The sequence below is a fragment of the Amycolatopsis albidoflavus genome, assembly GCF_039525725.1.
Classification (GTDB): Bacteria; Actinomycetota; Actinomycetes; order Mycobacteriales; family Pseudonocardiaceae; genus Amycolatopsis; species Amycolatopsis albidoflava.
Genome location: NZ_BAAAHV010000017.1, coordinates 250349 through 264081 on the forward strand (window position 1 = coordinate 250349; position 13733 = coordinate 264081).

The window sequence follows — 13733 nt, forward strand, 5'->3', positions numbered from 1 at the left end:
ATTAGCCAGCGCGCGGTCCGGCTTCGATCGGTTTGTCCGTAGTCTCGAAGGTAGGGCTAGGCATACCAGGGCGGCGGCTTGCCCATCTCGACGAGCACCAGGAGATCCGCCGCCCCGAGCTGGCCGTGCCCTGCCAGGTCCACCGCGTGACCGCCAAGCTCGGGCCAACCATCTTTTCCAGCGCGGTCGCGGCGTTGACTTCGAGTTAGGTTGAAGTTCTACCTTCGGCGTCGTGACCGAAACGACTGACGCCGAAGTGCGGCGCCCACCAAAGTCCTTGCTGGCGACGCTGCTCGGCGTCAGCACCATGACCATCATGGCCAGCGCCACGATCACGCCCGCGCTGCCCGGCATGCAACAGCACTTCTCCGCCGAACCGCACGCGGAACTTCTCGTTCGGCTGGTTCTCACGCTGCCCGGGCTGGCGATCATGGTGTCCGCGCCGTTGCTGGCCAAGCTGAGCGGCCGGACCGGACGCGTGCCGGTGCTGCTCGCCTGTCTGGCCCTCTACACCGTCGGCGGCGGGTCCGGTCTGCTGCTGGATTCGCTCCCCGCGTTGCTCGTCGGACGGGCCGTGCTCGGGATCGGCATCGCCGGGATCATGACGACCTCGACCGCGTTGATCGCCGATCACCACCACGCCGACGAGCACGGCCGGGTGCTCGGATTGCAAGGCGCGGCAATGGGTTTCGGCGGTGTCGTCGCCCTGCTGCTCGGCGGATTGCTGGCCACCGTGGACTGGCGAGGGCCGTTCGCTATCTACCTCCTGGCGATTCCGATGCTGGCCCTAGTGCTGCGATTCGTGCCGGACGCACCCGTCCAGCCAGCCGATCCGACGGACACCACCACGGCCGCGTCGCCGTGGCAGCCACGGCTCCTCGGGTTGTACGCGCTGATCTTCATCGGCGTCGTGGTCTTCTACACCGTTCCGACGCAGGCCCCGTTCTGGCTGGCCGAAGTCGGCGGCGCGGGACCGGCCGCCGCGGGAGCGTTGATCGCCGCGGTCAATCTGGTGATGACCTTGGTGGGCCTGAACTTCCGCCGGCTGCGCGCTCGGTGGTCCTTCCCGATGCTGGCGATCACGATGTTCGCCGCGTTCGCCGTCGGGCTGGTCGTGCTCGGCACCGCGGGCGCGTTGTGGACCGCCGCGCTGGGCATGGTCGTGGTCGGGCTGGGGATCGGGCTGCAGAACCCGACCGTCAACGGCTGGCTGGTCTCGACGGCCGCCCCCGGCGTGCGGACGAGGTCGTTGGGATTGCTGACGTCCGCGTTGTTCCTCGGCCAGTTCTCGTCGCCGCTGATCGCGCAGCCGGTGATCGACGCCGTCGGGATGGGGACGACGTTCGTCCTTTCCGGAGCGTTAGCCGCGGTCGTCGGCGTTGTCGTGGCGGCTATTCACTGGCGACGGGTTCCGAAACGTAAGCCGCGACTTGAGCGTGCGTAGCGAACCAGACCCCGTCGTGCGAGGCGATGTGCTCCAGCAGTTCGGTGAGAATCGCGATCCGGGAACGATGTCCGATGACGTGCGGATGCATCGTGAGCTGGAAGAGGCCGCCCTCGGCCAAAGCCAGATCGAACTCGTCGCGCCAGATCGACAACACTCCCCGCGGCGGGGTGTACGGGCGCTGCGAACCGAAGCGATCCATCACGAAGTACGGCGCATCGTCGCGGATCCATTCCACCGGAAGCTCCACGACGCCGGTCGGTTGGCCATCGGCGAGAATCTCGTAACAGTCGTCGTCCGCCATCAGCGACGAGTCGTACGCCAAGCCCAGTTCGCGGATGATCGGGAGAGTGGTTTCGGAAAAGTCCCAGGACGGGGTGCGGATGCCGACTGGACGCGTGCCGGTGAGCCGCTCCAAGGTGTCCGCGGCCCGGAAGGTGAGCTCACGCTCGGCTGAAGGCGGCAGTTGAGCGTTGCTTTCGTGGATCCAGCCGTGCAGCGCGACCTCGTGTCCAGCGTCCACATAGGACTTCGCCTCGCCGTCGTGCAGCAACGCCGACACCGCGGGCACGAAGAACGTCGAAGGCGCCCCGAACCGCTCAAGCAGCTTCAACACCCGCGGCACGCCCACCCGCGAGCCGTACTCCCCCTGCGACAACTTGCCCGGCAGCACGTGACCTTCGCGCAGCGCGAGCGTCTCGTGGTCCGAATCGAACGACAACGCCACGGCCACCTTCGCACCGCCCGGCCAGGATTCCGGCCGCAACGGCCGCCCGGCTCGCACGTGGTTGACGTGGTCCCGCCAGGTTTGCTCGCTCCACTGCCACGGTTCGGTCATGCTTCCTCCCCTTGCGACGCGCGTCCCCATCGTATCGCTGTGCCACGATGAGGCACATGCGCGACGAAGAAGCCGACAAGCCGGGTGTCCGGTCGATGAACAGTGTCCTCAGCACGCTGCGCGTCTTCGAGGAAGTCGCCCAGCGGCAGCCGGTCGGCGTCTCCGAACTGGCGCGCTGCACGGAGATCCCGAAGAGCACCGTCCAGCGCGGCCTGATCACGCTTCAGCAGGCGGGATGGCTGAAAGTCGTGGACGAGGAACGCGCGCGCTGGGGTGTCGCGCCGAGGGTGCTCGCGCTCGGGTTGCGCGACTGCGGGAAGCCGGACCTCAAAGAGGTCGCCGGCCCGACCGTCAAGCGGCTCGCGGCCGGGACGAACGAGACCGTCATGCTGGCCGAGCGCGACGGCGACAGTCTCGTCGTCGTCGCCAGCCAGGACACTGACCAGATCGTGCGGGTCGTGCTGGATGTCGGCACGCGGGTGCCGATGCTCGCCACCTCCGGCGGCACGGCGATCATGGCGCTGCTCGACGAATCCGAGGTCGAGGAGCTTTTTACCCACGAACTTCCCGAGTTCGCCCAGACTCCGGCACCGGATTTCGCCGCGCTCCGTCGGGACATCGCCCAGGCCGCGAAGCGCGGGTACGCGCTCAACGGGTCCTCGTCGTGGTTCCGCCCGCAGGTGTCGTCGATCGGCGCGGCCATCACGAACCCGGCCGGACAGCCCATCGCCGCGATCACGCTCGCCGTTCCCGACACGCGGTACACCCGCGCGCAGGAAAAGACCTTCGCGCCGCTGGTCGTGGCCGCGGCGGCCGAGATCAGCCGCCTGCTCGCCGCTGACTGACCAGCACGTGTGCCGCGATGCGGAATAAGGCGTACCGTGTAGTGGCATGAGCGAGTTCAGCGCGTCCAGCGCGGAGTTCCCGGAAACCACCCCGTTGCGCTTGCGCGACGTCACCTTCCGCAACCGCGTCTGGATGTCCCCGATGGCGCAGTACGCGGCCGGCCCGGACGGTCTGCCGGCCGAATGGCATCTGGCGCATTACGGCTCCCGCGCGATCGGCGGCGTCGGGCTGGTCATGGTCGAGGCCACCGCGATCAGCCCGGACAACCGGTGCACCCTGGCCGATCTCGGGCTCTGGAACGAGGAACAGGCAGTCGCGCACCGGAAGCTGACGTCGTTCGTCTCCGGTCACGGCGCGATGCCCGCGGTGCAACTGAACGCCGTCGGCCGCAAGGGATCGCACCAGGTCCCGTGGGTCGGCGACGGACAGAACGGACCGGTGCCGGTCGCGGATGGCGGCTGGGAGCTGATCGCGCCGTCGGCCATCCCGTTCGGCAATCTCGCGATGCCCCGCGCGGCCACCGAGGCCGACCTTGACCAGGTGGTCGAGGACTTCGCGCACGCGACCCGGATGGCCGGGCTGGCCGGTTACCAGGCCGTCGAAATCCATGCCGGGCACGGCTATCTGCTGCACCAGTTCCTGTCCCCGCTGTCCAATCAGCGCACCGACGAATACGGCGGGAGTTCGCGGAACCGGATGCGCTTCCCGCTGCGCGTGGCCCGCGCCGTGCGGGAGGCGTTCCCCGAGGACAAGCCGGTGTTCGTCCGCATCACCGCCACCGACTGGGTCGAGGAAAGCGTCACGCCCGACGACGCGGCCGAGTTCGCCAAGGAACTGGCGGCCATCGGGATCGACCTGCTCGACGTCACCTCCGGCGTGCTCGTGCGCGATCGGGGCGCCCGGCCGCCGGACCGCGAGGGCGTAAACGTCGATTTCGCCGCCGCGCTCAAGGAATCGTCCGGGCTGGCGGTCGCGCCGGTCGGCCAGATCACCGACCTGAGCGCCGCGGGCCGGATCATCCGCGAGGGCAAGGCCGACGCGGTCCTGATGGGGCGCCCGCTGCTGCGCGATCCGTATCTCGCCTTGCGAAACCAGCCCAAAGACGCCTGGCCCGTCCGCTACCGCCGCGCTTTCTGAGACCGTCGGACAAGGAAGATCACCATGAATCGCGAAACCATCCGGCCGGACGGCACGAGAATCCGTTACACCGCAACCGGTCCCGCCAACGTGCCCGCACTGACGCTCATCCACGGCTGGGGCTGCGACCGCCGGGATTTCGACACGATCATCGAGCACCTCCCGTCCGACGTCCGCGTGCTGGCCGTCGACCTCGCCGAGCACGGCGACTCGCGGTCGGATCGCGACACCTGGACCATCGAGGAATTCGCTCGCGACGTCGCCGCCGTGCTGGCCGCCGAGTCGGTCGATTCCGCCGTCGTAGCCGGGCATTCGCTCGGCGGAGCGGTCGCGGTCGAGACCGCCCGGCTGCTTCCGGACATCGTCACCCAGGTCATCGCGCTCGAAGCGTTGCACTACTTGAACTTGTTCCCCGCGCAGAGCGAGGAGGACGTCCAGGCGTTGCTGCGGCCGTTCCGGGAGGACTTCGCCGGTGCGATGCGCGGCATGGTCGAAACCGGCTCGCCCGAAGGGACCGATCCGTCCTTAGTGGACTTGTACACCAAGAAGATGGGCTCCGTACGCCAACCCGCCGGCCTGCACTCGCTCGAAGGCCTGGCGCGCTGGGACATGGACGCGGCGCTGCGCGAAGCCGCCCAGCCGGTCGTGCTGTTCGCCGTGCGCTCGATCATCGCCAAGGAGGCGATCGACCGCTACGGCGACCGGGTCCGGATCGAGCTGGTCGACCTCGGCAGCCACCACTTCCCCGTCGAATCCCCGGTGGAGACCGCCCAGCTCCTGGCGGGCGAGCTCTAGGAATTACGCCCGTCGTCCGCCATCGACCGACAGCGTGGTCCCGGTGACGTACGACGCGGCGTCCGAGCACAGCCAGACCACGGCCGCGGCAGCTTCCTCCGGCGTGGCCAGCCTGCCGAGCGGAGTGATCGCCTCCTGCCGGGCGATCATGTCGGGGTCGCCGGCCCATTTGTCGAACCCCGGCGTCCGCGTCGGCCCCGGGCACACCGCGTTGACGCGGATGCCTTCCGCCGCGTAATCCACCGCCGCGACCTTGGTCAGGCCGACGATCCCGTGCTTCGCCGCGACATAAGCCGGAGCGTTCGGGATCGCGTACAAGCCGCCGTTGGACGCGACGTTCACGATCGCACCGCCCTTCAGATGCGGCAGTTCGTACTTCATGCAGAGGAAGGTCCCGGACAGATTCACCCGCACCACGCGCTCGAACTCGGCGAGTGTCAGCTGGTCGACGCGTTTATGGGACGACAAACCGGCGTTGTTCACCGCGAAGTCGAGCCCGCCGTACGCCTCGACCGTCTGTTTGATCGCGGCCTGCACCGAGGTCTCGTCCCCGATGTCGACCCGGACGGCCAATGCCTCGCCACCGTCCGTCTTGATCAGCTCAACGGTCTCCGCCGCCGCAGCTTCGTCGATATCCAGCACGGCCACCGACGCCCCGCCTCGGGCGAACTCGATCGCCGCCGCCCGGCCGATCCCGCTGCCCGCTCCGGTGACGAGCCCGCTCCGCCCGCTCACGAGAGCGACTCGTGGTTCGCCCACGCCACGCGGTACGAATGCCGCGCCTGCCACCGGTCGATCACCTCGTGCAGTTCGGGCGCGGTGAAGCTCTTCGCCAGCGTGTCGAGGTCGGCGACGGTGACCTGGACGATCGCCGTCGCGATGAGCGCCGGGATGGCGTCCTCGCCGGGGATCGGCAGGTGCCGCCGGGTCTCGACCGTCTCGGCGAAACCCGTCGCCAGCATGGCCTGTTTGATATCGCTGAGGTACTGATCCAGCTCGGGGTCCGGAATCGGCCGGTCGAACGAAACAATCATCGTGTGCGTGATCATGCCTCAAGTTTTGCCCGCATCCCGGCTGGACGTCCAAGACCGATTCGCTATTTGACGATAACCTGGAGGCATGGCTGAGCTAGAGACGCGCGAACTCGAGTACTTCCTGGCGGTCGCCAGCGAGCTGCACTTCGGCCGGGCGGCCGTGCGGCTGTCGATCGCGCAGCCGGCGTTGTCGAAGGCGATCCAGCGCATCGAAACCCGGCTCGGCGTGCAACTGTTCGCCCGCTCCAGCCGCCACGTCGAACTGACTGCGGCCGGCGAGGCGCTGCAGGAACACGGACGGCACGCGCTCAACGCGGTCAGCGCCGCCGCCCGCAACGCCCGCCGCGCCGGGGAGAGCCACCTGCGCCTGGTGCTCAAACCGGGCGGCGACGCCGGACTGCTATCCGGAATCCTCGCCGAATACTCCCGCCATCCCGACGCCCACCAGGTCGACATCCTGTTCAGCGGCCCCGCCGACCGCACCGATTTCCTCCTCAGCGGACGCGCGGACGTCGGCCTCCTGTTCATCCCGTTCGACGACCTGACCGGGCTCGCCTACGAAACCCTGCACTTCGAGGACCGCGTCGCCATCGTCCCCGCCGCGCATCGGCTGGCCGAACGCGAATCCGTTCGACTGTCCGATTTGGACGGAGAAACGATGCCGTCGTGGAAAGGAGTGCCCGGGGTCGAGGGAACCGGACCCGAGGTGGCGGACGTGGTCCAGCTGCTGCACCTCATCTCGCTGGAGCGGATGGTCGGCGTGCTGCCGCGGTCGCTGGTCGACCAGGTTCCGCCGGGGGTCGTCTGCGTGCCGATCGCGGACGCTCCGCCCAGCCAGCTGGTGCTCGCCTGGAACGAGCAGGACCGGCGACCGCAGGTGGCTTCGTTCGTGAACGCGGCGCTAGATTCGGTCCGCTGAAGCTCGGTTGAACGCCGCCAGCAACAACACCGCCACCGCGATCGCGAACCCGATGTTGCCGAGCAGCGCGGTCGTTCGCGGAATGTCCATGTCGCGCGCATGCTGCCAGCCGACCCAGACGTAGGTGACCATGGCACCCGCGGCGAGCGCGAGCCGATGCCGCGCACCCCATCCGGCAGACCGGCACCACCGGAACACCAGCGCGACCGCCGCCGCGACCAGCAAACACCACCCGGCAGCGACCACCCGCTGCGAGATCCAGTCCGGCAGGAATTCCCGGCACCACACCAGACTCGTCACCCCGAACGCCGCGACCCCCACGACCGCGGGTGCGGGAGCGACGCCGTCCCGAAGCGGCACCGGCCTCCTGCCCAGCCAAAATCCCAGCACGACCAACCCGGCGACGGCCGCGAACGACCACCCCAGCTGACCGGCCGAAGCGACAAACCCCGTCGACGCGATCTGCATCGCGCACAACGCCGCCGACCCAACCACGAACACCACGGCGACCACCGGCAGTCCGACCTTGCCCAGCCACGGCTGAGTGCGGTCCCGGCAGAAGGCTTCCACGACGGCGATCGGCACGCAGATACTCCAGACCGTGTGCATGGTCAGCACGTCCTGCAGCATCTGAACGCTCGTCCCCAGCGGCGGGACGTACGTTTCGGCGTACGCAGCCGCGATGTCGAATCCGCCGTAAGCCGGATTCCACAGCATCATGTCGATCGGCCCCTCCTCCAGCAGCGCGTACGCCGCCGCGAACGGGACGATCGCCGCCCAGCCGCGCCCGGTGCGCCGCGCGACCTCGCGGATCAGCAGCGCACCGCCGCCGTACATGGGCGCGAACAGGAAGAGCGACCCGACGTCGGTCACCGGGGTGTTGCCCAGCAGGTACTCGCCGACCAGCGGAGCGAGGAGGAAGAGAGCGACTGCCGGCCTGATCACGCGAACCAGGTTAAGGCTGCGGAGCGGGCGAAACATCGGTCCGAGGTCGATCGCGGATAGCCGTCGGGCTAATTGCGTTCAGTCCTGCGGCTAGGGGTGTCATGCTGGTTCGCGTGGACGACATCATCGCCGAGATCGGCCCCCGGCTCCGGCTCTTCCGGCGGCAGCGGAACCGCACGCTGGAGGAACTGTCGACCGCCACCGGCATCTCCATCAGCACCCTCTCCCGCCTCGAATCCGGCCGGCGCAAGGCCACCCTCGAACTCCTGCTCCCCATCTCGCGCGCCCACCGGATCCCGCTCGACGAACTCGTCGGCACCTCCCCGCTGCAACCGGTCACCCGCGGCGACCGGACCGTCGTGCCGCTCACCCGGCAACCGGGCCGGCTGCAATCGCTCAAGATGATCTTCGACGCGACTCAATGCGAGCCCGCTCCGCGCACGCACCCCGGCCACGAGTGGTTCTACGTGCTCAGCGGCAAGGGCAGGCTCGTGCTCGGCGAACACGACGTCGTCCTCAAGGCAGGCGAGGTCGCCGAATTCGACACCCGGATCCCGCATTGGTTCGGCAGCACCGGCGACGGACCGGTCGAAATCCTCAGCCTGTTCGGCAAGCAGGGCGAGCGCATCCGCGTCCGGGCCAAGCCGCGCTGATTGCTCCGCTTGGCGGCATAACCCCGGGCGCGCGGGAAAACCTATGGCCCCGCTGAGCTGCACTGATCGGAACACACCGTCGAAAGTCGGTGCCTGACAACAAAAATCCCGACTTAACATCCGTGTCCCGCGGACGGACACCCTTTTCCCTCCGCGCGTTTCCTTCGCCTACGACGAGGAGATGCATCGATGCGGAAACTCTTTGCCCTGCTCACTTCCGCCCTGACGGCCGCGGCTGTCGTCGCCGGCAGCCCGCCGGCCTCCGCGGCTCCGGACAGCGGCGTGGTGCCCGGGCTGACCGGTGCCGCCGCGAAGTCCGCCGCCGGAACCGCGGCGGACAAGTTCCTCCAGCTGCGCCGCGAAAAAGCCGGCCGCAGCGTCAAACCGCGGCTCGACGCGCAAGCGCACACCTTCTGGGGCCCCGAACCGCAGCTGTCCAGCGGCGCGGACGGAATTCTCGTGACGCACAGTGTCGTCCCCGATCTCCGCCTCTCGAACAGCGCGGACGTCGTCTACGCCCCGACCGTCAAGCCAACCGGCCATTCCTGCATCGAAGTCGTCACCGCGTACGGACTCGACCAGGGCGGTCAGGTCTGGGCTTGGGACTGGTGCGGGACGATCGGACCGGCGAAGGTGGTCCCGCTGGACAGCTCGTTCCTGTCGAACTACACGTCCACAGTGGACGGACACCCGGCGTTCACCGTCCAGGAAGTCCAGACCGACGCAGGCGCCAACAGCTGGACGGCCTCGCTCTACAACGTGAAGACCGGCAAGTGGGACGACCTGTTCACGCAAAGCGGCAGTGACCAGAGCACCCTCAACGAGGGCTGGGACATCTTCGAGCTGTACTCGACCGTCGACCCGTCGACCGGCCAGGCGTACTACTGCTCGGACGCGAAGGGCAAGGTCTTCGAATCCAGCCAGCTGCAGTTGCGGATCGGCGGCCAGTGGACGCCCGCGACGGAGTCGAACTCGCCGTTGCAGCCGACCGCCAACCCGAACCCCAGCGATTACAGCTGCTCGTCGCTGCAGTTCGAGGTGCCGACGCCGAACAGCAACTGGCGCGTCACCGTCTAGGCCCCGGCCGGCAGGAGTGCGTGCCACCAGCGGTCAAACGCGGCACTGCACCCCTGCCGGTTGGCGTAGTCACCGGCCACCTTCCGGGATATCGCACCGACCCTCTCGGTGACCGCCGTGCCCGGCCGGTAACACAACCGCAGCTCCTGCCACAGCGGCGCGTCCTCGATCGCCCGCACCACGATCCCGCCCTGCCGATCCTCCCGAGTCGCCAACGCCGGCGCGACCGCCATCCCCTCGCGCACCAGGTCCAGCAAAGTAGCCAGGCACTGCGGCCGATGCGGCTGATCGAGCACGACCCCGCGCTGCCGGCAGACCTCCTGCAAGTACACCGACCACCGAGTCGTCCACGGCGGATCGTCCGCCCACGGATACGCGGCAAGCTCCTCCAGCGGTATCTCCCCGCGAGAGGCCAGCGGATGATCTTCAGCGAGAATCACGAAAACCGGCTCCCGCGCCTGCACCACGACGCTCTCGACGCCGTCCGGAAAGATCCGATCCGGAAGCGGCGCAAGGTAAACGAGCGCGAGATCAAGTTCGCCGTCCGCGAGCGCCGCCAACGTACGAGCCTCGTCCTGCTCCTCGTGCACCCGCACCGCCGGACACCACGGTTGATCCCGCAACCACCTCGCCAGCGAAAGATGCAAAAACCCGCTGTACCCGCCGATCCGCACCGCCTCGGCCGACTCCCGCCGCACGCCAGCCCGCTCGGTCAGCGCGGACATCCCAGCCAGCACCGCGCGTGCGTCCGCGACAACGTCCTCCCCGAGCGCCGTCGGCACACAACCCGTCGGCGATCGCGCGAACAAACTCCCGCCGACCGACCTCTCGACCCGCCGCAGCAACCCGGACAACGCCGGCTGCGAAACGTGCAACGCCTTGGCCGCGCGAACGAGACTGTGCGCGTCGGCGATGGCCACGAGCGCGCGCAGATGGCGCAGTTCCAGCTCCATGACTCCTCCGGCCGCAACCCCTCGCCTGGTCACTGTAACGCCGAAGATCGTGAGGAATTACCGACGCGAGTCGGTACTCCGCCGCCGAATCACTCCGACGGCTGTCCCCCGCGAGAAGGAGAAACCCGAAACTCCAGGGGGAACCGCCGCTCAGCACCGGCGGCGAGGCTGAATGCCATGGACAACACCGCATTCCGCAGCCTCCCCGGAGTCCCGCGATGGGCGAGGTGGTCGGCGCACGCCGTCGCCCTGCTGAACGTCCCGTCCGGGCTCTGGCGGCTCGGCCTGGCCGCGGGAATCCCGTTCGGACTGGCCGAATCAGAGCTGACCGCCATGAAAACCCCCGGCTGGGGATCGCTCTACCTGGTCTTTCTCACCGTGCTGTCCGAAGGGCTCGGCTTGCTGGCCCTCGGCCTGATCCAGCAGTGGGGCGAAACCTGGCCACGCTGGATCCCGTTCGCGGGCGACAAACCGGTCGACTCCGCCAAGGTCGTCATCGTCTCGTCGATCGGGGCCTTCGGCACCACGATCTACGGCGGGCTCTACGTGTATACGACCTTCAACGCCGAGATGGCCGGCACCGCCTGGGCGAACCCGCTGATCAACGTCATCTACCTGCCGTTGCTGGCCTGGGGACCGCTGCTGGCCGCCGTGACGTGGCACTACCACCGCCGGACACGCAGGTCAGTACCCGTGCCCGATCAGGCACCGCTGGCCGGACTTGATTGACCTCCCCGCGGCCGAGCCCGGACGCTCGAGGCCCATGTCCGCATAACCTAGGGGATTTCGTGACGGCGAAAACGTGGCTCGCAGCACCGGCGATCCTGCTGAGCCTGACCGCGTGCGGCTCGACCGACGTGACCGGCTCAGCCGTCCCGCCCGCCAGCACGGCCCCCAAGCCGTCCGGTCTGCCCGAGGCGCTCAAGGCCGCGGAGTCATTGCACGACGCCTGGTCCAAACCGGGCGTCCCCCTGCCTCCGCAAGGAAAGTCACCGTCGACCAGGTCAGCGCGACAGGAGACCAGGTCACGGTGCCCGACACCGCCGTCAAACTCGACGGCCGCACCCTGCACAGTCTCGAACTCATCGGCTCCGCCGGAAACACAGGCTCGTTCAGCCTCACCTTCAAAGTCCAGAAGCACGAGGCGGCCTGGTACGTCCAAGGCTTCGACCTCAACGCCTGATCCCGGGCGGAAAGCCGACTTTCGTCGGTCAAATAGGTCTGGACAACCTGATGAGTGGTCTAGACAATAGCTAGCCAGGGGGTCGCATCGGACCGGAGGAACCGCAATGAAGCGTGCTCGTTTCCTCGTCGTGCTCCTGCTAGCCGCCGCCGGACTTGTCGTCGGCGCGCCGGCACAGGCGGCGAACCTGCTCGCCAACCCCGGTTTCGAAGCCGGTTCGACCTCCGGCTGGACGTGCCCAGCAGGAGCGGCGGTGAAGACGCCGGTGCACTCGGGAAGCTACGCCCTAGCCGTCACCCCCGGCGCGTCTGACCAGGGCCAATGCACCCAAACCGTGTCCGTGCGCCCGAGCACGACCTACTCGGTTTCCGCCTGGGTCCAAGGCGCACCGGTGTACCTGGGCGTCACCGGCGGCTCCTCCACTTGGACGAACGCTTCGACGTACAGCCAGCTCTCGCTGTCCTTCACCACCACCGCGACCCAGACGTCCGCCGAGCTATACCTGCACGGCTGGTACGGCGCCGGCACCTACTACGCAGACGACGTAGCCCTAGACGGCCCCGGCGGCGACACCCCTGGCGCACCAGGCGTCCCGGGAACCCCCACCGTCGGCACCGTCACCGACACGTCGATCGCCCTAACCTGGGGCGCCGCTGCGGGAACGGTCACCGGCTACCGCGTCTACGAGGACAACACCCTGCGCGCCACCGTGACCGGAACGTCCACGACGCTCTCCGGCCTCACCGCCTGCACCTCGCACAGCTACTCGGTGACCTCCTACAACGACAAAGCCGAATCCGCGCACACCCCCGCAGCTTCCGCGACCACCAGCGGCTGCACCAGCGCCGGCCTGCCAAAACACGCGCTGATCGGCTACGTCCACGCAAGCTTCGCGAACGGCTCGGGATACATGAAGCTCGCCGACGTCCCGAACGCCTGGGACATCATCGACCTAGCCTTCGCCGAGCCAACGTCAGTGACCTCAGGCGACGTCCGCTTCAACCGCTGCTCGACCACCGAATGCCCCGGCGTGGAAAGCGACGCGGACTTCATCGCGGCGATCCGCGCGAAGCAGGCGCAGGGCAAGAAGGTCCTGATCTCGATCGGCGGCCAAAACGGCGAAGTCCAGCTGACGAGCACCGCCGCCCGCGACAACTTCGTCAACTCCGTCGCGGCGATCATCGACAAATACGGCTTGGACGGCCTGGACGTCGACTTCGAAAGCCAGTCGCTGTCCCTGAACTCGGGCGACACCGACTTCCACAACCCGACCACGCCGGTGATCGTCAACCTGATCTCGGCTCTGAAGACCCTGAAAGCCCGCTATGGAGCCAAGTTTGTCCTGACAATGGCCCCCGAAACGTTCTTCGTCCAGGTGGGCTACCAGTTCTACGGAGGTGCCGGCGGAGGCGACAGCCGTACCGGTGCTTACCTGCCCGTCATCTACGCCATGCGCGACGACCTGACTGTGCTGCACGTCCAGGACTACAACTCCGGCCCGGTCATGGGCCTGGACAACCAGTACCACACCATGGGCGGCGCGGATTTCTTGATCGCGATGACCGACATGCTGAAGTCCGGATTCAAGGTCGCGAACACCGGCCAGACCTTCCCAGGCCTCCGCGAAGACCAAATCGCCGTCGGCCTCCCCGCGGCTGTCAGTGCAGGAAACGGCTACGTCTCCCCGCCCGAAGTCCAAACCGCCGTAACCTGCCTAGCCCACGGAACCAGCTGCGGCTCATACACTCTGCGCGGTGGCCCGTCGCCTGCGTTGCGAGGGTTGATGACTTGGTCGGTGAACTGGGATCGCTATTACGGGTGGGCTTTCCAAAACGCACACCGCCCGTTCCTGGACGGCCTCGGCTGAGGGGTTGACCATTGGCCCGCGCTGCCCCTGCGGCAGCGCGGG

At 68.1% G+C, this 13733-nt stretch carries 15 protein-coding genes; 10 read left to right on the top strand and 5 right to left on the bottom strand.

All coding sequences use genetic code 11. From position 1 onward, the window contains the following. Positions 1 to 232: 232 nt before the first annotated feature. The gene (locus ABD156_RS28725) at positions 233 to 1444 is read left to right on the top strand and encodes an MFS transporter (protein ID WP_344280455.1); all 1212 of its coding nucleotides are present in this window, start codon (positions 233 to 235) and stop codon (positions 1442 to 1444) included. Here ABD156_RS28725 and ABD156_RS28730 read toward each other — a convergent pair. Beyond that, positions 1392 to 2282, bottom strand: a complete 891-nt coding sequence (locus ABD156_RS28730; protein ID WP_344280458.1) for a polysaccharide deacetylase family protein — start codon at positions 2280 to 2282, stop codon at positions 1392 to 1394. The genes ABD156_RS28725 and ABD156_RS28730 overlap by 53 nt on opposite strands. A gap of 56 nt (positions 2283 to 2338) precedes the next feature. Here ABD156_RS28730 and ABD156_RS28735 point away from each other — a divergent pair, with 56 nt between their 5' ends. The 3 genes from ABD156_RS28735 to ABD156_RS28745 are packed head-to-tail and all read left to right on the top strand — an operon-like array spanning position 2339 to position 5060. Next, positions 2339 to 3127, top strand: a complete 789-nt coding sequence (locus ABD156_RS28735; RefSeq protein ID WP_344280461.1) for an IclR family transcriptional regulator — start codon at positions 2339 to 2341, stop codon at positions 3125 to 3127. A 46-nt stretch (positions 3128 to 3173) separates the two neighbouring features. Next, entirely contained in the window at positions 3174 to 4265 is a 1092-nt protein-coding gene (locus tag ABD156_RS28740; protein WP_344280464.1) for an NADH:flavin oxidoreductase/NADH oxidase, read from the top strand. A 24-nt stretch (positions 4266 to 4289) separates the two neighbouring features. After that, on the top strand, positions 4290 to 5060 hold the full coding sequence (locus tag ABD156_RS28745; RefSeq protein ID WP_344280467.1) for an alpha/beta fold hydrolase: 771 nt from the start codon (positions 4290 to 4292) through the stop codon (positions 5058 to 5060). A gap of 3 nt (positions 5061 to 5063) precedes the next feature. Here the strand turns inward: ABD156_RS28745 and ABD156_RS28750 are convergent, their stop codons facing one another. Together ABD156_RS28750 and ABD156_RS28755 are read right to left on the bottom strand one after the other, a co-directional pair. Beyond that, positions 5064 to 5795, bottom strand: a complete 732-nt coding sequence (locus ABD156_RS28750; RefSeq protein WP_344280470.1) for an SDR family NAD(P)-dependent oxidoreductase — start codon at positions 5793 to 5795, stop codon at positions 5064 to 5066. After that, on the bottom strand, positions 5792 to 6109 hold the full coding sequence (locus ABD156_RS28755; protein WP_344280473.1) for a hypothetical protein: 318 nt from the start codon (positions 6107 to 6109) through the stop codon (positions 5792 to 5794). Before ABD156_RS28755 ends, ABD156_RS28750 begins: the two co-directional genes overlap by 4 nt. A gap of 70 nt (positions 6110 to 6179) precedes the next feature. Here ABD156_RS28755 and ABD156_RS28760 point away from each other — a divergent pair, with 70 nt between their 5' ends. Beyond that, positions 6180 to 7013, top strand: coding sequence for a LysR family transcriptional regulator (locus ABD156_RS28760; RefSeq protein WP_344280476.1), 834 nt, complete (start codon positions 6180 to 6182; stop codon positions 7011 to 7013). Here ABD156_RS28760 and ABD156_RS28765 read toward each other — a convergent pair. Continuing rightward, positions 6996 to 7958 carry a hypothetical protein gene (locus ABD156_RS28765; protein ID WP_344280479.1) on the bottom strand — a complete coding sequence of 321 codons (963 nt, stop codon included), beginning with the start codon at positions 7956 to 7958 and terminating at the stop codon, positions 6996 to 6998. The genes ABD156_RS28760 and ABD156_RS28765 overlap by 18 nt on opposite strands. A gap of 113 nt (positions 7959 to 8071) precedes the next feature. Between ABD156_RS28765 and ABD156_RS28770 the strand changes: the two genes are divergently transcribed. Both ABD156_RS28770 and ABD156_RS28775 read left to right on the top strand, forming a co-directional pair. Further along, the gene (locus ABD156_RS28770) at positions 8072 to 8611 is read left to right on the top strand and encodes a helix-turn-helix domain-containing protein (protein WP_344280482.1); all 540 of its coding nucleotides are present in this window, start codon (positions 8072 to 8074) and stop codon (positions 8609 to 8611) included. A 189-nt stretch (positions 8612 to 8800) separates the two neighbouring features. Continuing rightward, the gene (locus ABD156_RS28775) at positions 8801 to 9688 is read left to right on the top strand and encodes a carbohydrate-binding protein (protein ID WP_344280485.1); all 888 of its coding nucleotides are present in this window, start codon (positions 8801 to 8803) and stop codon (positions 9686 to 9688) included. Here the strand turns inward: ABD156_RS28775 and ABD156_RS28780 are convergent. Continuing rightward, a complete protein-coding gene (locus ABD156_RS28780; RefSeq protein WP_344280489.1) occupies positions 9685 to 10641 on the bottom strand; it encodes a LysR family transcriptional regulator in 957 nt (318 codons plus the stop codon). The two genes, ABD156_RS28775 and ABD156_RS28780, sit on opposite strands and share 4 nt — an antisense overlap. A 177-nt stretch (positions 10642 to 10818) precedes the next feature. On the opposite strand from ABD156_RS28780, the gene ABD156_RS28785 reads away from it, so the two are divergent. From ABD156_RS28785 to ABD156_RS28795, 3 genes are all read left to right on the top strand, one after another. Beyond that, positions 10819 to 11370, top strand: coding sequence for a hypothetical protein (locus tag ABD156_RS28785; RefSeq protein WP_344280492.1), 552 nt, complete (start codon positions 10819 to 10821; stop codon positions 11368 to 11370). A 301-nt stretch (positions 11371 to 11671) separates the two neighbouring features. Further along, positions 11672 to 11824, top strand: coding sequence for a hypothetical protein (locus tag ABD156_RS28790; protein ID WP_344280495.1), 153 nt, complete (start codon positions 11672 to 11674; stop codon positions 11822 to 11824). 106 nt (positions 11825 to 11930) lie between these two features. Next, positions 11931 to 13691 (top strand): chitinase, encoded by a 1761-nt coding sequence (locus tag ABD156_RS28795; protein ID WP_344280498.1) that lies wholly within the window; start codon positions 11931 to 11933, stop codon positions 13689 to 13691. Positions 13692 to 13733 lie beyond the last annotated feature (42 nt).